At 47.8% G+C, this 20,758-nt stretch carries 18 protein-coding genes and 2 pseudogenes; 10 read left to right on the forward strand and 10 right to left on the reverse strand.

Annotated features, from left to right (window positions below; genetic code table 11):
- Nucleotides 1–171 precede the first annotated feature (171 nt).
- The 3 genes from tilS to fliW form a co-directional block, all read right to left on the reverse strand.
- Nucleotides 172–1,512 (reverse strand): tRNA lysidine(34) synthetase TilS, encoded by a 1,341-nt coding sequence (gene tilS, locus Q0R17_RS05960; RefSeq protein ID WP_293932970.1) that lies wholly within the window; start codon nucleotides 1,510–1,512, stop codon nucleotides 172–174.
- The gene (locus Q0R17_RS05965) at nucleotides 1,481–2,449 is read right to left on the reverse strand and encodes an acetyl-CoA carboxylase carboxyltransferase subunit alpha (protein ID WP_293932972.1); all 969 of its coding nucleotides are present in this window, start codon (nucleotides 2,447–2,449) and stop codon (nucleotides 1,481–1,483) included. Before Q0R17_RS05965 ends, tilS begins: the two co-directional genes overlap by 32 nt.
- Before the next feature lie 139 nt (nucleotides 2,450–2,588).
- Complete coding sequence (fliW, locus tag Q0R17_RS05970; RefSeq protein ID WP_293932974.1) at nucleotides 2,589–3,005, reverse strand: flagellar assembly protein FliW; 417 nt, start codon at nucleotides 3,003–3,005, stop codon at nucleotides 2,589–2,591.
- A 1,436-nt stretch (nucleotides 3,006–4,441) separates the two neighbouring features.
- Here fliW and Q0R17_RS05975 point away from each other — a divergent pair.
- A complete protein-coding gene (locus tag Q0R17_RS05975) occupies nucleotides 4,442–5,200 on the forward strand; it encodes a M48 family metallopeptidase (RefSeq protein ID WP_293932976.1) in 759 nt (252 codons plus the stop codon).
- An 89-nt stretch (nucleotides 5,201–5,289) separates the two neighbouring features.
- Here the strand turns inward: Q0R17_RS05975 and Q0R17_RS05980 are convergent, their stop codons facing one another.
- A complete protein-coding gene (locus tag Q0R17_RS05980) occupies nucleotides 5,290–5,760 on the reverse strand; it encodes an Lrp/AsnC family transcriptional regulator (protein ID WP_293932977.1) in 471 nt (156 codons plus the stop codon).
- A gap of 240 nt (nucleotides 5,761–6,000) precedes the next feature.
- On the opposite strand from Q0R17_RS05980, the gene glmS reads away from it, so the two are divergent.
- From glmS to Q0R17_RS06025, 9 genes and pseudogenes are all read left to right on the forward strand, one after another.
- The gene (glmS, locus tag Q0R17_RS05985; protein ID WP_293932979.1) at nucleotides 6,001–7,818 is read left to right on the forward strand and encodes a glutamine--fructose-6-phosphate transaminase (isomerizing); all 1,818 of its coding nucleotides are present in this window, start codon (nucleotides 6,001–6,003) and stop codon (nucleotides 7,816–7,818) included.
- Between the two features lie 237 nt (nucleotides 7,819–8,055).
- A pseudogene (locus tag Q0R17_RS05990) lies at nucleotides 8,056–8,277 on the forward strand (transposase); the annotation flags it as partial.
- A 72-nt stretch (nucleotides 8,278–8,349) separates the two neighbouring features.
- Nucleotides 8,350–8,856: a GNAT family N-acetyltransferase gene (locus Q0R17_RS05995; protein WP_293932981.1), complete on the forward strand. Its 507-nt coding sequence runs from the start codon at nucleotides 8,350–8,352 to the stop codon at nucleotides 8,854–8,856.
- On the forward strand, nucleotides 8,849–9,289 hold the full coding sequence (locus Q0R17_RS06000; protein ID WP_293932982.1) for a nuclear transport factor 2 family protein: 441 nt from the start codon (nucleotides 8,849–8,851) through the stop codon (nucleotides 9,287–9,289). Before Q0R17_RS05995 ends, Q0R17_RS06000 begins: the two co-directional genes overlap by 8 nt.
- A gap of 129 nt (nucleotides 9,290–9,418) precedes the next feature.
- Nucleotides 9,419–9,883, forward strand: coding sequence for a GyrI-like domain-containing protein (locus tag Q0R17_RS06005; protein ID WP_293932984.1), 465 nt, complete (start codon nucleotides 9,419–9,421; stop codon nucleotides 9,881–9,883).
- A 438-nt stretch (nucleotides 9,884–10,321) separates the two neighbouring features.
- On the forward strand, nucleotides 10,322–10,999 hold the full coding sequence (locus Q0R17_RS06010) for a type 1 glutamine amidotransferase domain-containing protein (protein ID WP_293932986.1): 678 nt from the start codon (nucleotides 10,322–10,324) through the stop codon (nucleotides 10,997–10,999).
- 517 nt (nucleotides 11,000–11,516) lie between these two features.
- The gene (locus tag Q0R17_RS06015; protein ID WP_293932987.1) at nucleotides 11,517–11,957 is read left to right on the forward strand and encodes a hypothetical protein; all 441 of its coding nucleotides are present in this window, start codon (nucleotides 11,517–11,519) and stop codon (nucleotides 11,955–11,957) included.
- Between the two features lie 199 nt (nucleotides 11,958–12,156).
- Entirely contained in the window at nucleotides 12,157–12,627 is a 471-nt protein-coding gene (locus tag Q0R17_RS06020) for a helix-turn-helix domain-containing protein (RefSeq protein ID WP_293932989.1), read from the forward strand.
- Nucleotides 12,558–12,980: pseudogene (locus Q0R17_RS06025) on the forward strand (GyrI-like domain-containing protein). Before Q0R17_RS06020 ends, Q0R17_RS06025 begins: the two are co-directional and overlap by 70 nt.
- Nucleotides 12,981–13,736: 756 nt before the next feature.
- Here Q0R17_RS06025 and Q0R17_RS06030 read toward each other — a convergent pair.
- The 6 genes from Q0R17_RS06030 to Q0R17_RS06055 all read right to left on the reverse strand — a co-directional run bounded on the left by Q0R17_RS06030 (nucleotide 13,737) and on the right by Q0R17_RS06055 (nucleotide 20,531).
- Nucleotides 13,737–14,534: a sugar phosphate isomerase/epimerase gene (locus Q0R17_RS06030; protein ID WP_293932991.1), complete on the reverse strand. Its 798-nt coding sequence runs from the start codon at nucleotides 14,532–14,534 to the stop codon at nucleotides 13,737–13,739.
- Between the two features lie 313 nt (nucleotides 14,535–14,847).
- Complete coding sequence (locus tag Q0R17_RS06035; RefSeq protein ID WP_293932992.1) at nucleotides 14,848–15,981, reverse strand: winged helix-turn-helix domain-containing protein; 1,134 nt, start codon at nucleotides 15,979–15,981, stop codon at nucleotides 14,848–14,850.
- A gap of 159 nt (nucleotides 15,982–16,140) precedes the next feature.
- Entirely contained in the window at nucleotides 16,141–16,785 is a 645-nt protein-coding gene (locus tag Q0R17_RS06040; protein ID WP_293932993.1) for a hypothetical protein, read from the reverse strand.
- Nucleotides 16,786–16,938: 153 nt separating this feature from the next.
- A complete protein-coding gene (locus Q0R17_RS06045; RefSeq protein ID WP_293932994.1) occupies nucleotides 16,939–17,826 on the reverse strand; it encodes a hypothetical protein in 888 nt (295 codons plus the stop codon).
- Nucleotides 17,819–18,379 carry a sigma-70 family RNA polymerase sigma factor gene (locus tag Q0R17_RS06050; protein ID WP_293932995.1) on the reverse strand — a complete coding sequence of 187 codons (561 nt, stop codon included), beginning with the start codon at nucleotides 18,377–18,379 and terminating at the stop codon, nucleotides 17,819–17,821. The genes Q0R17_RS06045 and Q0R17_RS06050 overlap by 8 nt, the downstream gene beginning before the upstream one ends.
- A gap of 376 nt (nucleotides 18,380–18,755) precedes the next feature.
- Nucleotides 18,756–20,531: a VWA domain-containing protein gene (locus Q0R17_RS06055; RefSeq protein ID WP_293932997.1), complete on the reverse strand. Its 1,776-nt coding sequence runs from the start codon at nucleotides 20,529–20,531 to the stop codon at nucleotides 18,756–18,758.
- Nucleotides 20,532–20,758 lie beyond the last annotated feature (227 nt).

Consider the following 20,758-nt stretch of genomic DNA (forward strand, 5'->3'; position numbering starts at 1 on the left):
CCATGTTGCTTGGCGATCGTTTTAATACCTGCTTCGCCCGTTAAATATTGCTGAACGGCAGTAAGTTTGAATTGCATTGTGTACTTGGACATAAAAACACCCCAAAAATGGACGGGTGTCCAACTTTTGGGGTGCAGTTCACTTTGGGGCTTTTTTATGCCCGCTCAGCACTCACAGCAAGCGCCACAGAGGCATAAACCCAGCTTCGCCCTCGGCCCTAAACACGCTTGCCACACCCAAGCCTGGCACCGCAGCCAATACCCCATCTAGATAAATAAGCGGGTTAGATTGCCTTTGCCATGGTGGCATTTTCGCTTCTTGGTAAAGCTGTTTTAAAGCGCGGCTTGGGCCGTCTTTAACTAGCCGTAATGATTCGCCCCCCAAGCGAGGACGCAATTCCAACACCGCTTGGTTAAGCCGTTTTGCCGCGATACCCTGCTCACTGGCTTGCCAGCTGAGCACCCCATGCCACGCATCCACCTTAGATTGCATCACCCAAGGCAATGCAAGCGCCTGACCAATTAGGATTTGCGATGAAGTGATAAAAAGCCGGTGCTGATAGCGCCGAATCGCACGATCACGCCAATGCAAAGCGGGCTGAGCATCCTCGCCCGCAGCAAACGCCACCCGCAGCAATTCCTCAAAAGCCCGCGTATCCAGCTGCAAACCGTGGCGAGTCAACCAATAACGCAAAACATTACGTAAGCGCAGCGGCGATAAAGCCACGCGCAAATCGAAAGCATCACCCTGCACTGCATGCTCTAAATCCCCAGCAGCAAGCTCCTGCAACAAATCATCTGCCTCTGCCGCGTGCTGCGCCACCCGAGCCAAGGTAGCACTTGCACTAGGCCACACCGTTTCTAACTGGGGAATAATTTGATTACGTAAAAAATTTCGATCGTAGCGCGAATCCTGATTGCTTTCGTCCTCGATCCACTCCAAACCATATTGCTTGGCGTAATCGGCTAGATCCTGCCGAGTAAAATCCAATAAGGGGCGCAAAATACCCATCTGCGTATTTTGCATACGCCACTCAGGCATGGCCGCCAAACCACGCAAGCCGCTTCCGCGTAGCAAATTGAGAAGCACCGTTTCTGCCTGATCATTTTTATGCTGAGCCAAAAGCAGCACATCGCAAACTTGCCGCTCAAAAGCACCATACCTTGCTGCCCGTGCCGCGCCTTCGACACCCATTCCTGCATAGGGCAAGAGCGAAACCCGCTCCACCGCGCACTCCACATCCAGCCGACTACATAGCGCTTGTGCAAACTGCGCCCAAGCATCGGCATTAGCCGATAAACCGTGGTGAACATGAATGGCACGCAGCACAAATCGCTGCTGGCATAAACCAGCCAACAAATGCAGGAGTACAACTGAATCGAGCCCTCCTGATAAACCCACACAGAGAGTGGGCTTATCAGGAGGGCTCATGGAAAACAAGCGGCGTTCGAGTATTTGCTCTACCCGCAGCGACAATGCATCAGGAAACAGACTCTTCCTTAAACTTGCCATAACTCATCGCTCGCTCAAATCTTGCATCTAACAGCTCATCTATCGACTTAGCTTGCAAGTTTTTCAAAGCATCGGCTAAGTTTTTTCTCATCGTTACCATCATTTGCTGATAATCACGGTGAGCGCCGCCTAAAGGCTCAACAATCACCTTATCGATGATATCCAGCGTTTTTAAGCGATTAGCGGTAATCCCTAAAGCTTCAGCCGCCTCGGGGGCTTTTTCTGCGGTTTTCCACAGAATAGACGCGCAACCTTCAGGCGTAATCACAGAGTAAGTGGCGTACTGCAACATCTGCACCACGTCTCCCACCGCAATCGCTAAAGCACCGCCTGAGCCGCCTTCACCAATAACAGTACAAATCACCGGAATACGTAACTTGGCCATTTCAAACAGATTACGACCAATCGCCTCTGATTGCCCGCGCTCTTCAGCGCCAACCCCCGGATAAGCCCCTGGGGTATCGATAAAGGTAATCAGCGGGATATTAAATTTTTCCGCCAGCTTCATCAGGCGTAAAGCCTTGCGATAGCCTTCTGGACGCGGCATACCAAAGTTACGGTACTGCCGATCTTTAGTATCTCTACCCTTTTGATGCCCAATCACCATGACTGATTGGCCATTAAAACGGGCCAAGCCACCCACAATCGCTGCATCATCAGCGTAGCTTCGATCACCATGCAGCTCTTCAAAATCAGTGCACAGTGCCTTAATATAATCCAAGGTATAAGGCCGCTGCGGATGGCGGGCCACCTGCGAAATCTGCCAAGTTGCCAATTTTGAGTAAATTGTCTTGGTTAATTCTCGGCTCTTTTTTTCGAGATGGCCAATCTCTACAGAAATATCAACGGCGGAATCGTCTTGAACGAAGCGCAATTCTTCGATTTTGTTTTCAAGCTCCGCGATCGGCTGCTCGAAATCGAGGAAGGTCGTTTTCATGCTGCTCTCCTGCTGCGCGCGACTAATGACAGCCTTAAAGTAGGCTGCCCGAAAAATTCGTGGATCATACAGCAAGCAGAGCAAGCACCCAAGATACTCATACCGCTAAGCACCACTAAATAGCTATAAATTTGAAAAATTAACTACGAAACACAATATCGGCGCGGATACCTACTTTCTGCAAAGCCTTACGGCTCTTGATGTTGAGCACTACAGGCGCTTGGGTATTTGCAGAAATTTCACGACCTTCTTCTAAAGGGCGCGAGAGCAAAAGTAACAAAATTGCATCGGCGGCATCTTCCAACTCAAGCAAAGCACACTCTTCATCGCTTAGCTCCACTTCATAGCTCAGGCCCAGATGCTCCACCTGCACTAGGCTAAAGCTTAAATCTGCATCATCCAGAGACTGCAACCAGCGCACACGCGGATTAAGCTGCTCTTCATGCAGCAGCTTATAGCGCGTGCACTTTTCAAAGCCTGGCATCCCCAAAGGGAAAGTCAGCACCGTTTCCGGATCAATATCTATCTCGCCAAAACGGGTATTTAATGTTTGCATGATCTGAGCCTGTAGAAAGTTAAAAAACAATATATACAACTAAAGCAACAACCAGCGTAAGACATTACTCTAGTTTATTCTGGGATATGACTTCCAGCAGCGTTTATGTTGAGCTACCTGCTTATGCACTGGGAGGTGGCTTATTCAGGCCGTACTTAAAAACCAAACTTGCAGACTAAATCAAAAAAATTGAATACGCTCTTCATGCCCAGAAACATCACCACTCTTGCCCCGCAAGTAAATGCTTATTATAGGCCAGATATCGACTCATTTTTTTAGAAGGCACTAAAGGAAATGCTGATCAAATCAATAAATTAACTAATTTGTTGATATCGGCCACATGGTCTGCCGTCATTATTAGAGTAAGCCCATAAACCCAGATACGCTAAAGTAATTAGTCATAGCTAGCGATTGGAAAAACCTAGTGCCAAACCAAGAGGGGGAATTATCTAGCCCCTTATAAATTAATACCTGATTATGCCTCTTGCTCAGTAACACCAATGTCAATAATTTTTTTAGAACCGCACTTTGTTTTTGTAAGCTGGATAAAACCTAACTCTATCAACTTAAGCAATATGCCATTCGTAGGGTGGGTGCAACCTTTGATCGACGTTGAAAAAGACGCGGGTTTCGCTCCAATCCTATCAACTTAAGATTTAACCAACATGTAGGGTGGGCAAGGCGGTTTATCTTGCCCACGCGGATACGCGGCGTGGGCAAAAAACGCGCCCACCCTACAATGTTTTAAATGCTTGCAATAGTGCAATCCAAGTTGAAGCCTGTGTAACAATTAAAACATTCCCCTTAAGTTGATAGGATTGGGTTTCGCTCGCCCTACGATGTTTCAACGCTTGCAATAGATAGATCTAAGTTGATCGCCTAAGGTTTAACGATCAACAGCGCCATTAAGTTGATAGGGTTGGGATAAAACCCGCGAATAATCCTCAATAAACACAAGTATTTCACCCAATATGCGCTATTTATGATGAATGTGAGCAAGAAGCATAATCAGGAATTAATATGTCAGACTATTTATCAATTGGCACTGAGCCAGCAAGCGCATGATGCTAACTACCAGCAAAAATGCAATTAATCTAAAATATCATCACCATAGTAATTCTGCTTTAAATATCTGTCACTTTACAAAATCACAGCAAATAAGCCAAAAAAATCCTAAATATTTCTCCTAGGGATTCAAGGTATAAAGCGGATTACCTATATACAGCACAATGCCGTTGTATTATAAATCACGCCCTAAACAAATGACTCTGCGCACCGCCGCAGATAAATTCCATCTATTTTATGGAAAATAAACCGCAGTTCTTTAAATAGCCATAATACTTTGGCTGTATAAAAATAATAATTCTGGCGTTTATCTCTACCATTCAATTTATTGTTAAATAAATCATCACCTTAAATACCCCAAAGGAAATAATATGAAACTACGTGCCCTTGCCCTTAGCGGCCTGTTTACCTGCTTACTTGCCCCAGCTGCATCGGCCTTTGATTTAGGCGGCTTAATGAAAGCAGGCGAACAAGCCCTGCAAGCAGCTACCTTATCTGATGCCGATGTAAAATCGCTGGCAAATCAAGCCTGTGTACAAAGCGATTCTGAATCATCCATTGCTCCAGCCAAAAACAAATACAGCAAACGCTTGGATATTATTGCTAAAAAACTAGGCAGCGATATCAATGGCCAGCCCGTTAATTACAAGGTTTACCTAACTAAAGATGTGAATGCATGGGCCATGGCCAATGGCTGCATCCGTGTTTACAGCGGCCTGATGGATTTAATGACAGACGATGAAGTGATTGGCGTACTGGGCCACGAAATGGGCCACGTCGCACTGGGCCACAGCAAAAAAGCCATGCAAACTGCCTACGCTGTTACAGCAGCACGCACCGCAGCAGGCTCGGCGGGCAATGCCACCGTAGCTCAATTAAGCGGCTCTAATCTAGGCGAGTTTACTGAAAGCCTTGTAAATGCTCAGTTCTCGCAATCGCAAGAATCTGACGCAGATAATTTCTCTTTTGATGTATTAACTCAGAAAAAATTAAACCGTGAAGCCTTGGCTTCAGCCTTCCAGAAGCTAGAAAAGCTGGGTGGCGGCGAGCACAGCATGCTCAGCTCGCACCCTGCATCTGCAGATCGCGCTAAAAACATTCAAGCAAAAATTGAAAGCAGCAAGAAGTAAGCATTAATCAGGGGATGGCCTTGGCCATCCTCTTTTTTATTGCCCTACAAAAACGAACACAGCAGTATCCTACCTAAGCAAACACCACATCAAACCGCCAGATACGTCTCAAACTTACTTCTAAAGATTGAAAAAAAGCTTCTTACATTGCGAATATTCGATTGCGTAGCAAACAGGCGATGGGCTAGCTGGTGATAAGCATTCATATCTGCCACCTGAATAATCAGCACAAAATCTGGCCCCGGCGAAACGCGATAGCACTGCTGCACCGCAAACTCCCCTGCAGCTAGTTTTTCGAATTCCAGCATCTTTTCCGTGGTCTGAATATCCAGCGTGATTTCTACAATCGCGGTTAAGCCTGCGCCCACTTTATCTGGGGCAAGGATGGCAACCTGCTTGGCAATCACGCCCTCTTCCCATAAACGCTTAACCCGCCGCAAACAGGTAGGCGGCGAGGCGTGAACTTTAGCGGCCAAATCTTGATTACTGAGAGAAGAATCTTGCTGTAATTGTTGCAAGATACGCTTATCCAGCTCATCTAATACCGTGATCGATGTCATAAAAATTCACAATTATCATAAATATGAAATAAAAATTTACAAAAACAGATGGCAATCTATTTATTTCATAATACATTAAATTTTGAAAGATATATTCACATCAAACCATTTAGGATGAAAAGATTGCTCCATACATGATGTAGGGTGGGTGCAACCCGCGTCTTTTCAGCATTGCTCGCGAGGTACGCCCGCCCTACATGATTTACAACCTTTTCATTTATCTTATCCTCCGAGGTTTCTATGTGCGGTATTGTCGGTGCAGTTGCCCAGCGTAATATCACCCCTATTTTGTTAGAAGGGCTTAAACGGCTTGAATACCGTGGCTACGATTCCTGCGGCGTGGCCTTGCATGTGGATGGCAAGCTACAACGCTCGCGCAGCACCTCCCGCGTGACCGAGCTGCAAGCGCAAATCGATCAGAGCGGCTTGGCAGGCTTTACCGGCATTGCCCACACCCGCTGGGCCACCCACGGCGTGCCTTCTTCCGCCAACGCTCACCCGCATTTCTCGCGTGAGCGGATTGCGCTGGTGCACAACGGCATTATCGAAAACCATGAAGAGCTACGCGCCGAGCTAACCGCAGCCGGCTATGTATTTGAAAGCCAAACCGATACCGAAGTGATCGCGCATCTGATCGATCATCTTTATCAAGGCGATTTATTTGCTTCCGTACAGCAAGCCGTCAAACGCCTGAGCGGCGCTTTTGCCATTGCCGTATTTTGCCGCGACGAGCCGCACCGTGTGGTAGGTGCGCGTTTAGGATCGCCACTGATTGTGGGCGTTGGCCAAGGAGAAAACTTCTTAGCATCGGACGCCATGGCTATCGCAGGCACCACGGATCAAATTATTTATCTGGAAGAAGGCGATGTGGTTGATCTGCAATTACAGAAATGCTGGATTGTAGATAGCGAAGGCAAACCCGTGACGCGGGAAGTACGCACCGTGCAAGCCCACAGCGGCGGCGCAGAGCTAGGCCCTTACCGCCACTATATGCAAAAAGAAATCTTTGAGCAGCCACGCGCCATTGCCGACACGCTAGAGGGCGTAGCCAATATCATGCCTGAGCTATTTGGCGATAAAGCTTACGGCATCTTCAAAGAAATTGATTCGGTACTCATCTTGGCCTGCGGCACCAGCTATTACGCAGGGCTAACCGCCAAATACTGGATTGAATCCATCGCCAAAATTCCGGTGAATGTAGAAATCGCCAGCGAATACCGCTATCGCGATAGCGTGCCCAATCCTAAAAGCCTAGTCGTCACCATCAGCCAGAGCGGCGAAACCGCCGACACCCTCGCCGCGCTAAAGCACGCCAGAAGCTTAGGTATGCCGCACACCCTTACCGTGTGTAATGTGTCCACCAGCGCTATGGTGCGCGAATGCGAGCTAGCCTATATCACCCATGCAGGGGTAGAAATCGGTGTGGCATCAACCAAAGCATTTACCACCCAGCTGGCCGCATTATTCTTACTGGCGCTTTCTTTAGCCCAAGTAAAAGGCTTACTCAGTGACGAGCAAGAAGCCGAGCACATCAAAGCCATGCGCCACCTGCCAGTCGCCATCAGCGCCGTGCTGGCGCTAGAGCCACAAATCATTGCATGGGCCGAGCAATTTGCCAGCAAAGAAAACGCCCTTTTCCTAGGCCGTGGCCTGCACTACCCTATTGCCCTAGAAGGCGCGCTTAAGCTCAAAGAAATCTCCTACATCCACGCCGAAGCCTACCCCGCTGGCGAGCTAAAACACGGCCCGCTGGCGCTGGTCACCAAAGAAATGCCTGTGGTTACCGTAGCCCCTAACGACACCCTGATCGAAAAACTAAAATCCAATATGCAAGAAGTACGCGCCCGAGGCGGCGAGCTATATGTATTTGCCGACGCCGATTCCCGCATCACCGCCAGCGAAGGCGTCCACGTCATCCGCCTACCCGAACACTACGGCCTACTCTCCCCCATCCTACACACCGTGCCCTTACAACTACTGGCCTACCACACGGCACTAGCACGCGGGACGGATGTAGATAAGCCTAGGAATTTGGCGAAGAGTGTTACGGTGGAGTGAGGGGGATTAAGTGATTTTTATGTATTGTCCTTGAGAAATAGAAGTGCTTTTATACTTCGTTTTTTTTAAAACTAAGGGGTAGTTTCTGGCTGTAACCCGCATCCAGACTAGAAATAGTACTCTTTTATTTCCAAGGACTTTTACAATATAGCGCTCTCATCATTACCACCCTCAATCCCACTATTTTTTTGCAGTTTCAATATCGCCAAATCCTTGGTAGTGCAACTATTGCGCCAACTTCAATTAGCTTATATTCAGCCAGGTAATCCACAACAGAATGCATATATCGAGCGTTATAATCGAACGGTACGTTATGAATGGCTGGCCTGCGATGACTTTGAAAGCCTCGCTGAAGTACAAGAAACCGCAACGCAATGGCTTGGGACTTACAATAACGAACGTCCGCGTATGGGATTGGGCGGCATCACCCCGAAACAAAAACTGGCATTACATGCCTAGCCTCTACTTTTAAGTGAACTTAAAAATGGGGGGATTACCCAGCACCTTACTTTTACGTTAGGGATCGCAAAAATGCACAGACTCGCCAGCGCAAGTGATTTCGCATCGGTCTACTCGATCTACATGCACGAGGAAGTAGTGCCATTCCTTGGCTTCGATCCACTGTCCAAGGAAGAATTTGAGCCAATTTTCGCATCGCTGGTGCGCTCAAACGGCTTCTTCGTAGTTGAGCTCGGAGGCGTAGTGAAAGGCTTCTACCGTGTCACAAAACATGAAGGTCGGGCAAATCACTCGGCCTATTTAGGAACACTTGCAGTTTCACCAGATGAGAAGGGCTCGGGTTTCGCTTTCAGCATGATGACTGAAGCGATCAAAAACCTAAGTGCAAAAGGCATTCTGCGAGTCGAGCTCATGCTTGAGGCCGACAATCCGCGGGCATTGGCTTTCTACAAGAAACTCGGCTTTATTCAGGAGGGAATCATGCGATCCGCTTATAAACGATCTAACCAAGCTCATTACATAGATGAGCTCTTTCTTGCCAAGTTGCTCCAGCCATTGCTTGGAGGCAGTAATGTCTAACCCTTCCATTGAGCAGCCCCTCACCGGCAGAACGCTTCAAGCTACATCACATGAATCCGAATGCGAGGCGATTCGTTCAATCGAGCGAACGCGGCTTACAGCTTTAGTAGAAGGGAATATTAAAGATGCAAGGCCAATTCACGCCTCTGAATTTCAGCTGATTACGCCCATCGGAATGACTCTCTCCAAGGATCAATACCTTGGCGCAATTTCCGCTGGTGTTCTCAAGTACCACGCATGGGATCCGAAGCACATCGATGTGCGCCTGAACGGCCCAGTGGCCGTCATTCGGTACCAGTCCAGCATGGAGGTCACCTTTGGACCGCATTACATTCCACGCACCGAGTACTGGCACACCGATATTTACGAGAGCTCTGAAGACACATGGCAAATCGTGTGGTCGCAAGCAACAGAGATAAGGCCCGTTGATTAGAAGCTCAAAAGCGAGTTCACCACACACATTACCTAGCCCATCGCTTTGAGCGAGGCAGCCAAAATGTGCGTATTTGGGTTCCTTGCGCTGCGCTACGGCCCCCTCTCAACTCACACAATAGGAACACTCATGGACGTCCAAATTGTTACATTCCCTGAAACAAAGGTTGTTGCCGTTGAGCATCTCGGGCCGCCTGCACTTGAATACGATACGGTGCGAAAGCTAGTCGCTTGGAAGCTAGAAAACCGACTACTGGATCAATTGAAGTATCGAAGCTACGGCATCCACTACACAAACCCACTCATCACGCCGCCTTCCGATCACCGCGTAGATTTCTGCCTTTCTTTTGATGAAGACGTTGGCCCCAATCCTTACGAGATTCGAAATATGGTCATCCCAAGCCTGCGTTGCGCTTTTGCACGGGACATTGGCTCCCGATCAAACAATAAAGCCGCCATCTATCTCCATGAAACTTGGTTGCCCCAAAGCGGCGAATCACCCAGTGATTTCCCCATCTTTTTCCACTACGTCAACGTTGGCCCAAATGTGCGAGAAGAGGAAATGATAACCGATGTCTACTTACCATTGAAGTAGGGTGGGCAAGGCGGTTTATCTTGCCCACGCGGATACGCGGCGTGGGCAAAAACGCACCCACCCTACGATGTTTTAAATGCATGCAATAGTGCAATCCAAGTTGAAGCCTGTGCAACAATTAAAACATTCTCCTTAAGTTGATAGGATTGGGTTTACCGGTGAGTTCTCTATTTTTTTAAAAAATTAATAGACGACCGGTCTACTTTATAATATAGTTCACGACATCAAGAAAGCACCAGATAATTTACAGTGAAGTTCTAGCTAGCAAAACCTAGCACACAAGTAATTGATTACAGAAAGCAGATCATTATTTATAAAATGGACGACTGGTCTACTAATTTAACAAGAAATCATCTGTTCACTACACAGACCATTTTTATGCAGCAGGCCAGCTAAGTAGCAGCCTGATACTTACCCCACTACCGATCAGGATCTAATATGAAACTATTAATTGTGCTTACCTCCCACGACCAACTGGGCAACACCGGCGAAAAGACAGGCTTTTGGCTAGAAGAATTAGCAGCACCTTACTATGTATTTAAAGATGCTGGCGTAGCAATGACACTGATCTCTCCGCTGGGTGGCCAGCCACCACTTGATCCTAAAAGTGATGATCCTTCCGCTCAAACTGAGGCCACTTTACGCTTTAAGGCCGATCCTGCAGCGCTAAGCATTCTGGCGAATACTTCTAAATTAAGCGATGTTGTGGCTACTGATTTTGATGCGGTATTTTATCCAGGCGGCCATGGCCCATTGTGGGATCTGGCTGAAGATACGCATTCTATTGCGCTGATCGAAACCATGTTGGCCAGCGGCAAACCCGTGGCAGCGGTATGCCATGCTCCTGGCGTATTCCGCCACCCTAAATCCGCCAATGGCCAATCAGTTGTTGCTGGCAAAAAGGTAACGGGCTTTACCAATACCGAAGAAGAAGCGGTTGGCCTAAGTAAGGTGGTGCCATTCTTAGTGGAAGATATGCTAAAGCAAAATGGTGGCAGCTATTCTAAGCAGGCCGATTGGATGCCTTATGTTGTCAGCGATGGCTTGCTCATTACCGGCCAAAACCCTGCGTCATCCGAGCCTGCTGCACGTGCACTGATGGCTTTACTGGCCTGATCTATTCGGCACAATTTTAAACTTGCATTCATCCGCTTAAATCTCTCCCTGCGCAGCCTCTTTGGCATGGCTTTATGCCATAACACGGGGCTGCGCCTCTTTTTATAAAACCAAAGATGCCCAGATTAGCGTCCTACGATACCTATTCCCGCGTGGGCAGCGCTGCCCTTGGCTGAGCGTCAGCCATACTTACACGGACCTTTGCTCGGCTAGAGCCACTACAAGATCAACTGACCACGCTTATCTGCCATGAAATGGGCAAAGATATCTGCAACGCAAATGATGAAGCTGGAGGCTCCACCCAAAGAGGGCCATATTTTGCCAGTGAGGTGGCCACAGGCTGCAGAACCCGCTGCAAAAGTCGACCGCCTGATTCACTTCAATTCATTTCATGCCGCGATCTTGACGCAAATTTGCAGCAACTTAAACCGCTCGCACAAAAATCCACATCGCCAATGCGCAACTAGCCTTTCTAATAAAACAAGCTAAAGTAAATAAAAATGCGCCTCTGGAGCCGATGATGCTTAAACCACTGCAAGAATGGATTTGCGATAGCTGTGGCAAAACCATTACATCCCCTGATGAGGGCTATGTGATTTGGCAGCACGACAGTAATCAGCATGATTTTGATTTCAGAATCATCCATAAATTTGTTTGCGAACCGCCCTCTTATCCCTCCTCCGTGCCACTGAAAGATTTTTTAGGCACCAAAGGCAGCACCTACTTACTTTCGTTTATTAGCCTAGGCAAAATCAAAGCGCGTGGCCAATATCGCAATTATTGCCATGTACTTAATTTCGACGAATTTGTCGATTTATATCGCCGTGTACAAATCCCTTATTACGAAGAAGCACGCACAAAATTTAACAATCCTCAATTATTAGCAGATATGGAAGACGCCAGCGAAGTACATCCTTATCAAGAAGACGTACTCAAACAGATTATTGAAAAATATTGAGGTAGTTTTTCAATAACCTAGCAGATTGAAACATCTTAGAACTAATGACCAAAGTTGCTATGATTGCCCTATTACTCCCCAAGCTAAAGCTAGCCATAAAAGCGCAAGCCTGATCAGGCTTGGGCCCATTGCGTGATTTATACTGACCGACACATTTTTTTCAAACCTATCATGCATTTCTTGGCTCAAATCATTCCCAATGACCCCATCTCGGCTTGAATATATCGCCCGTTTTAATCGTGTACTCGGCTATATCGACCAGCACTTGGATGAAGAATTAAACCTCGATCTGTTGGCGTCGTTAGCCTATTTTTCTCCATTTCACTTTCACCGCATATTTAGTGCATGGCACGGTGCCACCCTCGCTGAATATATACGCCGCCGCAGGCTGGAGATCGCAGCCTGCCGATTATTACATCGTCAAAATGCAACGGTGCTGGATATAGCCCTAGGCTGCGGCTTTGGCTCAGGAGAAAGCTTTAGCCGAGCATTTAGACAGCATTTTGATTGCACACCTAGCATTTGGCAAAAGCGCAAGCCAAGTCAGGCACGCTTTGATACGTGGAGAGATCATGAATGGACATTTAACCCATTGCCTATATGCGCCAAACTGGCCCCTATGGCCCAGCCATCCCTCCATTGTGGGGGCGATTTTACACTTGGGCGGTAGACAACAATGTGCCATTAACGGCACGCTACGGCATTCCAATGGACGACCCGTCAATTACAACTCCAGAATTGTGCCGTTATAATGCCGCATGCGAAGTGGATGCCCATTTTATTGCCCAAGGTGAAATAGCACTTCGAATCCTAGATGGTGGCTTATATGCCAAGCTGGATTTTATCGGTACACCCACTGAATGTGGAGTGGCATGGTAACAATTAATACGCGATTGGTTACCAGATAGCGGCTATCAATTAGCTGACCACCCCTGCTTTGAACATTATCTGCCAACAGACTATTGGGATGCCACAACGGGCCATTTCGCTTGCCGAATTTGCCTACCTATTAAGCCCTTATAGTTTTTCATTGCCTTCCATATTGGATTTACTCTCAATTCAATACAAAGCGAATGCATTAACCGTAATCTTATCGCCAATAAGTGATGATTGCGTGGCTGATTTTTAACTAAATTATGCGGCATAACTTAATTTAAATATTAACGCCATTCGTAGGCGGGTACTAAGCATACAAAGCCCAACATTCTTAATCGTATTGTTGGGCTTCGTTTCACTCAGTGCCAACCTACAGCAACTCAAATTAAGTTGCGCTTAAACACTGAAAATAATCTTATTTTTTATTGCCGCTATTTTTAAAAAAAACAATAAAACATGAAATCCACTAGACCTTCCGCAACGCTAATTTATTTATGCCGGAGCTACATGGCAGCTCTGCCAACCAGGAGAAGCCAATCCCAGCCAATTTGGCATTTTTTATTTTAGTGTCTCAGGCTTTATTGCCGCCAATATTATCCGATACATTCTTTCTTTGGCAAAATAGAAGTTTTACCTTGGGATTTTTGGTGGGGCTTATTATCTATTAATTTAATTCCCTTCAAAAATTGATAACCGTACATTCTGCGAACTGGCAATCTGCAGCGCTAATTCACATTATTTGTATGTTCTAGATTACAGCCAACAGAATAAAGTCGTTGCTTTGCCGCACAATTATGTTGTGCCTGCTCACCAACTATTAAATCCATTTTTGATGCTTGCGGCCTTTTATAAAGTTCCGCTTATTTTAAAAAAATAATAATAAAATTATTAATTTTTATATTATTAATAATTGAGTTGGTTTAAATAATCATAACTTTGCTGAATGCTATCAAATGGCGATATGGCGGCGTCGTGCTCAACAAAATAATGCTGCACCCCCGCTTGGGAGGATAAAGCGAGCTGCTGCTTCCAATCAATCAGCCCTGGCCCTACTTCGCTCAGCAGTGGAAACACCTGCTCAAAAGGCACTGGCGCGGCAAAACTCTGTGGCGGACATCTTTTTAACTGCTTTAGGTGCACCAGGGGAAAGCGCCCTTCATGACGCTGAAAATAATCTTGAGGGCTCTGCCCAGCAAGTGTGATCCAGCATAAATCCAGCTCCATCTTAACTAAATCTGCATCGCACTCTTGCAGTAAGATATCGTAAGGAAGCACCCCATTTTGCGCGATAAACTCAAAATGGTGATTGTGGTAACAAAACTGAATTCCAGCCCGCTGGCACACCTCCCCCGCCCGATTAAACACATCAGCAATTCGCCTCCAGCCATCAGGCTGCCCACGTACTGCGGCATCAACCCAAGGATTAACAAGATACTGGTGCCCCAGCAGCTGCGCGTCTTCAATCACCCCAGAAAGTGATGGCCCCAAATCTTGATAAGCAATATGCGCGGCTGGGGCAGTTAAACCCAGCCCTTCTGAAATAGAGCGAATTTCGCTGGGCTTATGCCCAAAATAACCCGCGAATTCCAGCTCTTTAAAACCAATCGCCGCCACCTTCTCCAGCGTATACCACAAGTCTTTTTGCATTTCTGCACGCAAGGTGTAGAGCTGCACACCAATCCGCTCTAATTTATGGGCCATTGATACACCTTTAAAAAACAAGTAGATGACTCACCAAACAATTACACACGATATATAGACGCTTAGGTTTTAATTAATCTAAGGCAATAAAAAACAAACGACTTAGGGCGGGTACAAGCCAATCCTATCAACTTAAGGGAAATATGTTGATCGTTAAATCTTAAGCAATCAACTTTGATCGATCTATTGCGAGTATTGAAACATTGTAGGGCGGCTGAAACCCGCGTTTTTTTCAGCATTACTCGCGGGTTGCACCCGCCCTACGAATGGCAGATTGCTTAAGTTGATAGGATTGGGGTGCAAGCTACTCCCCCTAAAACGCCACCGTTTCACAACCATTAAACATCGCAAATTGCTGCAACTTGGTCCTAAATGGCGTGGCAAAGGCGTCCGGCAGCTCGCCCTCTAGATGAAAGCTGATCACTTCTAAGCGTTTTTCTGGTCTGTGGGCTTTGCAATCGATGCGGCCAATAAAGCGCTCGCCAAACAAAACCGGTAGGCAAAAATAGCCGTATTGGCGCTTGGCGGCGGGTACATAGCATTCCAGTTTGTAATCAAAGCCAAATAATTGTTGCAGACGTTTACGGTGGATCACTGCGTTATCAAACGGCGATAGCAGATGCACGGCGGGGCTAGTGCTTGACGCTTGAACCAGTGCGGCCGTTGCTGCGTAAGCATTAGGGATGCCACAGCCAGCCAGCGGGCTAATTTCGCCGCTAACAATTTGCGCGGCCAGTAACTCGCGTAGGGTGCTTTTAAGGGCTTTATCACCCTGCAAATGGCTAACTTGCTCTAAGGTAACTAGGCCGTGCGCGCGCAGATTGCTGCGCAGCAAATAGGCGGCGTAATCGGCTAAATCTGGCGCTTGAGTGTTTAAATCTGGCGGCAGGATGCGCTCTTTCAGGTCGTAAATTTTTTCCATGCCGATACGCTGGCTGACCATTAGATCGCCCTGAAAAAATAGCTTTTCTAGTGCGCGTTTGCCTGGTCCCCAGTTCCACCACGTGCCGCCCTTGGTTTTGTTGCCTTCTAAATCGCGTACCCGCAGCGGGCCTTCATCTCGCACTTTTAGCAAAATATCCTGCATCAGCGCTGGGCTAATTTCGCTATGCCAAAATCGCGTACTATCTCTGGCCTCTGCCATGCGGCGCTGTGCAAAGCGATAATCACGCATAGGCAGATAGGATGCGGCATGAAACCAGTATTCAAAAATTTGCCGCTCGGCAAGCAGCTGGTTTAAATACGGCGGTTGATAACTGGGCACTCTGGACCACAGCACATGATGGTGCGCGCGCTCAATTCTAGAAATAGTATCAATCTGCACATAGCCAAGATGCTCAATTGCTGCCAGCGTGCCTTGAATACCCTCCCCAAAACAGGCTGCGCCAAGTAAGCCTTGCTGTGCTAAAGCTAGGCGTTGTAATTGGAGATTTGTGGGAGTATGCATGGCTAGCCTAAAATAGAACGATCGTTCAATAATAGCGCAGAGCAAGGGAGAGTAAAAGAACTTCAAACGTTGATGAGAAGATGCGTTTAGCCATCACAACACCACTCGTACCGCTCAGTTAACACCATAACTGAGCGGTTTACGATTATCAATGGGCTATTAGCCAGCGGTGTATTGTTGAATAAATTTCTGCACGGGGGCTGGCCGCAAAAGGGCGTCTCCCTTACTGCTAAATATTTGCGCTACTTTGTTACGAATAAGCCCCGCTTCCAGCGTGCGATTTTTGCTATCTATCATCAGCCATGCCGTGCCACTTTTTGTATCTGCGGGGGCTTTGCCCAGCACGTATAAAACGCCATCAGATTGTAGAACGCTCGCCGAGCTCATCAGGGATAAAAACACGGGATGCTCACTATTAAGTATGTTTTTAAGCTCTGCACTAATGGGGCTTACCGCAGTAAACAGCCCAATATCCTGAGGAAGTTGGCCTTGATACTGCTCTAGCTGCTGCCAACTACTATCGCTATTCAGTGCTTTTTGCGCCAACAACACCCCTTTTGCTTTAACGGAGCTGGCGATCTGATTAGCATCTATGCCCAAAGGCTGCAGCACGTCATTTGCTTGGCCTGCAATCTGCTCAATCGCCCCATCGCTTTGTTTTTTGATTTCTGCACTCACCATGCCCGCAGCCGAAGAAGCGGCCTGTTGAGCGATTTGGCTGGCTTGATCACAGCCGCTCAGTGCAAGCAGCAGACTGGCAAGGAGTGGTGTGATTATTTTTTGCTTGATTTGAACGGGCATCACTTCGATCATCCACGGAATTAATCAGAGTAAGAGTAGCGCTTGGAACGTAAGTTTCTGTTTTGAATAAATATTTATGACATTACCACTACAGATGAATCGCCTACGCAGCGCCCAACTCACTTCGGCGTTCCCCTCTGCTTATTCATCTAATGGTTAACGGCTTATGGGCCGCTGGATTTTCTGTTTTAACTCATCCGGCAAGATGTAATCAGGGTACTGCTCATGCCAGCGCTGCCAAGCTTGCTGCGCCGCTGCCTGCTTATCATTTTTTAATAATTCATTAATCGCTTCAGTAAATTTCTTGACCTCATCTGCTGTAGGCACAGCAGGTGTTTGTAGATCGGCCTCTGAGATAACTTTAGAGCGCGCAAGTGCTGGCTTAGGCGCTGCCTGAATTACGGCGGGCGCTGGGGCGGAGACTACTGGGGCAGCGGTTTCAGCTCCCATTTTATTGCCTGCAAGGGCTGGGGCGGCGGGCATAACAGACGCAAGGCGTAGTGATTCAGTTTGTGGTTTTGCACGCTCTGCTGGGGCCAAAGCCTCTTTTGCATCCTTAGTGCTATCCGCCGAGGCAAGCCGCTCGCTATGCTTTGCCTTAGCGTTCTGTTGTACATCTCGAGCCACCTTTTTTGCTGCGGCTAATGAATCAAGGGGCGAGTGCGGCTTAATTTCTGGGGGTGCGGGCTGGGGCAATGGCTTTGCTGCAGGAGCAGCCAAGCCTGCCCCCTGATCAAGGCCAGCGCTGATGACTTCTGGCTGAGGAGCGGCTAACTCTGCCGTTGGGCGATTAAGCATCAATAAAGCCGCCAAACACACCACCGCAATGCTGGCAAAAGTGCTCACATATCGGGGCTGCCAGCAGGGTGCAAACCAAGCCCGTAGCCGCGCAAATCTGCTTACTGGGGGCTGCACCGCCTGCTTTGCCGCCAGCAAAATAGCCGCATCCAGCTGGGGATTTACGGCTGGATCTGGCAGGCTACGATAGATGGCGCTTAGCATTGCATCATGCGGCAGGCCGTCATCCATCTCTGTTTTATTCATGATCGCCTCCCAAACATTGACGTAATTTATTGATGGCATAACGCACGCGGCTTTTAACGGCCTCTGCGCTACGGCCCGTAAGCGCGGCTATCTCGCTTAAGCCTAAGTCGTATTCTTCTTTAAATAAAAAGGCTTCGCGCTGCTCTGGCGGCAGCTGGCGTAGGCAATCGCTGAGCTGTTGTTGCAGCTGCCGGTTGGCTGCCTGTGCTTCTGGCAAGGGGCAATGATCGGGGATATTTGCTGCGGCAGATAAATCATGATCCCACTGGTGACGCTGATTGCGTCGATACCAATCTACCAAACGGCTATGAGCGATTTCTAGCAGCCAAGTGCTAAATTTAGCCTCTGTCCGGTAGCGCTCTCGCTGACGAATTAAAGTAAGCCAAACTTCCTGAAACACCTCTTCTCCGCTGGCTGCACTGCCAGTGCTGTGCACCAAAAATCGCAGCAGGCGCTGCTTATGTTGCCGATACAGCGCAGCAAAAGCGGCCTCGTCGCCATCGCGCCAAGCCAGCATCAGTAAGGTATCGTCAGGCAGAGTGGTAAACGTCATCGCCCCAGTATATGTTGATATGCCCAAAAACCAGCTGACTTTATCTGACGCAAGCCCTGCGTCAGACTACACTGCTTGCACACACATCGTAATGACCACCACCTGAGGCTTAGGGCCTTCCTGATTATGTCTCTTGCTCAATGAACTCTTTGTAGATGGATTTCTTGAGTGCTGGGCTTGGTTTTTGAATGTGTAGGGCGGGTGAAACCCGCGAGCAATATTGAATAAATACGCGGCTTTTACCCTCCCTACGATATTTATAATGAGATTAAGTAAGAGAGCTAATCAGCTAGGTTTTTATGCCAGCCCAAGCAATAACTGGGCTTAGCCCCAACCTTATAAACTATCTTCCTAGGTTTGCTAAGCATGTATATAGCTAATCCCGCCCACTCCCCTCTGCCGCTGGAGTCAGGCTTCTTGCTAATTTAACTAATTGCAAAAACTCACCCCGATAGCCAAACGCATCGTTGCCACGGGCATTCGCCGCAATCGCTGCGACTTGTGTATAGCCAAAGCCATTTATATAGCGGCCATTCCTCAGTATTTGCCCAAAACCTGCCACTGCCGTGGCAAAGCGAAACTCATTACTGGCCTGATTAAAGCTATTTAATACATCACGGCGCTGTAGCGGGATTTCTATCAGCTGGCTTTTATGTCCATCGGGCGCTTTATAGCGCAGACGTAAAAAGCCAAGCTCATCGCTACTTATGATTTTAGGGGCGGCTTTTGCCTCATAACGCAGCGGCTCTAGATAGCCGCCTTTACCCGCAAAAGTCACTTCATACAGCGCGGTAACGGTGTGGCCTGCGCCAATATCACCAGCATCTACCTTATCGTTATTAAAATCTTCACGTTTAAGCTGGCGGTTTTCATAACCAATTAAACGATACTCTTTGACCTGTTCTGGGTTAAATTCGACTTGGATTTTTACATCTTTAGCCACGATGGCCAGCGTAGAGCTTATTTCATCCACCAGTACTTTCTGCCCCTCATTCAGCGTATCAATATAGTGGTAATTGCCGTTGCCAATGTCGGCCACCTGCTCCATCAGCGCGTCATTGTAATTGCCAGTGCCAAAGCCTAGCGTGCTCAGCGACACCCCCGCTTCGCGCTGCTTTTCAACCATTTCTTTCAGCGCATCAATGCTAGTCACACCCACATTAAAATCGCCATCAGTGGCCAGTAAGATTCGGTTAATTCCGCCTTTAATAAAACCTTGGCGCGCCATTTGATAGGCAAGCTGAATCCCTGCTGCGCCTGCCGTGCTGCCGCTGGCACGCAGCTGATCAATTGCGCGTTTAATTTGGTTTTTATCCGCGCTTGGCTGCAGCACCACGCGGGTGCCAGAGGCGTAAGTGACTAAGGAAACGTGATCCCCCGCTTTAAGCTGATCCACCAGTAATTTAAGCGAAGCTTGCAGCAGTGGTAGTTTATTTGGCTCATTCATCGAGCCGGATACATCCACCAAAAACACCAAATTAGCCACAGGCAGCGCTGCTGCTGTTATGTCTTGCGCCTTAATACCAATGCGGATCAGATGCTTATCCACACCCCAAGGCGCGGGGGCTATTTCGGTATGCACCGCAAACGGGCGGCTACTGGCCTGATTGGGATAATTGTAAGGAAAATAATTAATCATCTCCTCTACCCGCACCGCATCTTTAGGTGGTAGCTGGCCCGCTTGTAAGATACGGCGCACATTGGCGTAGCTGGCGGTATCCACATCAATAGAAAAAGTAGAAACCGGCTCCTGCGCCACCACCTTAACCGGCAATTCATCCTGCTTGCTGTAGTTTTCACGATTAGGCTCGGGAGGGGCAATCTGATCGACCATTATCGCAGGGCCAACTTGTACACGCGGCGCATTAGTACGCAAATCGTGCCGCCCTGCAGCAAATTTTACCGTGTGCTCTTTAGCTAATCTGGAAGACTCAGCCCTTGAATGCACAACAAGGGCTGGCGACGAAACCACTCCCTGCGCCATCTCTGGCGATGGGGCCAGCACCTCAGCCACCGAATGCGTTTGCTTAGGCTCTTGCTCAAGCGTGCGATCTTTTTCCGTTTGGGCGGGGATCGGTGCAACAGCGGTTTCTGGATGGCTGCTGCAAGCCGTAGCCAGTAGCAAGCAAGATAGATAGCCGAGGTTTTTCATGATGAGTAATCCTGTTAACAAGTGGATGAACACAATATGAAACGCAGGGACTATCTGAAACGGGTTAAATATTTTAAAAATATTTTTAAGCGGCCACAAATATTGGCGGCAAGAACATGCAAGTAAAAAACGCCTACTTCTTACTAAAAAACATACACAAAACCACTTAGTTCAGGTAATTAGCTCATACCTTGCTATGTGAAAATTATTTCAATCAACGTAAGATG

It is taken from the genome of Iodobacter sp., assembly GCF_025352645.1.
Taxonomy (GTDB): domain Bacteria; phylum Pseudomonadota; class Gammaproteobacteria; order Burkholderiales; family Chitinibacteraceae; genus Iodobacter.

What these genes read in the sequence shown, in the direction of transcription:
- tilS (WP_293932970.1), bottom strand. Translation starts at nt 1,512, where the DNA reads ATGGCAAGTTTAAGGAAGAGTCTGTTTCCTGATGCATTGTCGCTGCGG.
- Q0R17_RS05965 (WP_293932972.1), bottom strand. Translation starts at nt 2,449, where the DNA reads ATGAAAACGACCTTCCTCGATTTCGAGCAGCCGATCGCGGAGCTTGAA.
- fliW (WP_293932974.1), bottom strand. Translation starts at nt 3,005, where the DNA reads ATGCAAACATTAAATACCCGTTTTGGCGAGATAGATATTGATCCGGAA.
- Q0R17_RS05975 (WP_293932976.1), top strand. Translation starts at nt 4,442, where the DNA reads ATGAAACTACGTGCCCTTGCCCTTAGCGGCCTGTTTACCTGCTTACTT.
- Q0R17_RS05980 (WP_293932977.1), bottom strand. Translation starts at nt 5,760, where the DNA reads ATGACATCGATCACGGTATTAGATGAGCTGGATAAGCGTATCTTGCAA.
- glmS (WP_293932979.1), top strand. Translation starts at nt 6,001, where the DNA reads ATGTGCGGTATTGTCGGTGCAGTTGCCCAGCGTAATATCACCCCTATT.
- Q0R17_RS05995 (WP_293932981.1), top strand. Translation starts at nt 8,350, where the DNA reads ATGCACAGACTCGCCAGCGCAAGTGATTTCGCATCGGTCTACTCGATC.
- Q0R17_RS06000 (WP_293932982.1), top strand. Translation starts at nt 8,849, where the DNA reads ATGTCTAACCCTTCCATTGAGCAGCCCCTCACCGGCAGAACGCTTCAA.
- Q0R17_RS06005 (WP_293932984.1), top strand. Translation starts at nt 9,419, where the DNA reads ATGGACGTCCAAATTGTTACATTCCCTGAAACAAAGGTTGTTGCCGTT.
- Q0R17_RS06010 (WP_293932986.1), top strand. Translation starts at nt 10,322, where the DNA reads ATGAAACTATTAATTGTGCTTACCTCCCACGACCAACTGGGCAACACC.
- Q0R17_RS06015 (WP_293932987.1), top strand. Translation starts at nt 11,517, where the DNA reads ATGATGCTTAAACCACTGCAAGAATGGATTTGCGATAGCTGTGGCAAA.
- Q0R17_RS06020 (WP_293932989.1), top strand. Translation starts at nt 12,157, where the DNA reads ATGACCCCATCTCGGCTTGAATATATCGCCCGTTTTAATCGTGTACTC.
- Q0R17_RS06030 (WP_293932991.1), bottom strand. Translation starts at nt 14,534, where the DNA reads ATGGCCCATAAATTAGAGCGGATTGGTGTGCAGCTCTACACCTTGCGT.
- Q0R17_RS06035 (WP_293932992.1), bottom strand. Translation starts at nt 15,981, where the DNA reads ATGCATACTCCCACAAATCTCCAATTACAACGCCTAGCTTTAGCACAG.
- Q0R17_RS06045 (WP_293932994.1), bottom strand. Translation starts at nt 17,826, where the DNA reads ATGAATAAAACAGAGATGGATGACGGCCTGCCGCATGATGCAATGCTA.
- Q0R17_RS06050 (WP_293932995.1), bottom strand. Translation starts at nt 18,379, where the DNA reads ATGACGTTTACCACTCTGCCTGACGATACCTTACTGATGCTGGCTTGG.
- Q0R17_RS06055 (WP_293932997.1), bottom strand. Translation starts at nt 20,531, where the DNA reads ATGAAAAACCTCGGCTATCTATCTTGCTTGCTACTGGCTACGGCTTGC.